We start from the raw sequence: 913 nt of genomic DNA, 5'->3' as shown, positions 1-913 counted from the left end.
ACACTGGGGAAGTGAAGCAGGCCCACTGGTGGGAGCGCCGTGGCGGCAACTACCCACCAGCCACAACCGGACGGGTCAGCCGCCAGAGTCCATCGTGCCGTCGCTCTTCATCGGGTCTTTTTTCGCGGCATCCTTTTTCATGCCGTCGGACTTCATACCGTCGGACTTCATACCGTCTGACTTCATGCCGTCGGACTTCATGCTGTCTGACTTCATGCTGTCGGACTTCATGGCGGCGTTGTGCATCGCGCTGGACTTCGACGCGTCCATCTTCATCGAGTCGGACTTTGCAGGAGCTTTTTGCATGGCGTCGTGCGACATCGCCGTGCTGGAGCTGGCGGCCATTGTGTCTTGAGCGAACGCGACGGTAGCGGAAAAGCCACCAGTCAGGGCGGCGAGGAAAACTAGGGCAAGGCGTGCGTTCATGGCGAGATCCTTCGAGGGGAGATTTCAGACAGGACAGAGTGATGGGGACAGATGCCGTCCCCATCACTTGTTTCGACATGAACCTGACGACAGTTACATCCCTCTCGAAGACGCCGGGTCGATCGAACCCGACTAGCCCAACCCGGCAACGATGTTCACCGTGATCGCGATGATGAACACATTGAAAAAGAACGAGATCACGCTGTGCAATAACGCCACGCGACGCAAATAGCGGCTGGTGATCTGCACATCGGAAACCTGGAACGTCATGCCGATCACGATCGCGAAATAGGCGAAATCCCAGTAGTCCGGGGTCTTCGTATCGGGAAACTCAAGCCCTGAGTGCTTATCGCCCTGATCGCCATAAAAACCGTGCGCATAGTGAATCGCAAACATGGTGTTGAGGAACATCCAGCACAGCACCACGCTGACCGCACCGACCACCACGGTCATTGCGCCGCCCGACTTGGCCGCATGCAGTTCATTG

At 57.3% G+C, this 913-nt stretch carries 2 protein-coding genes; both read right to left on the bottom strand.

The window, feature by feature from the left end; all coding sequences use genetic code 11:
- Nucleotides 1–75 precede the first annotated feature (75 nt).
- The gene (locus GSQ77_RS29155; RefSeq protein ID WP_158907630.1) at nt 76–426 is read right to left on the bottom strand and encodes a pentapeptide MXKDX repeat protein; all 351 of its coding nucleotides are present in this window, start codon (nt 424–426) and stop codon (nt 76–78) included.
- A gap of 132 nt (nt 427–558) precedes the next feature.
- Nucleotides 559–913: DUF1345 domain-containing protein (locus tag GSQ77_RS29150; protein WP_158907628.1), on the bottom strand; the 355-nt coding region annotated here is incomplete at its 5' end.

Origin of the sequence: Burkholderia sp. L27(2015) (genome assembly GCF_009765705.1) — a bacterium.
GTDB lineage: Bacteria > Pseudomonadota > Gammaproteobacteria > Burkholderiales > Burkholderiaceae > LMUX01.
This window is presented reverse-complemented; position numbering and strand designations above follow the sequence as displayed.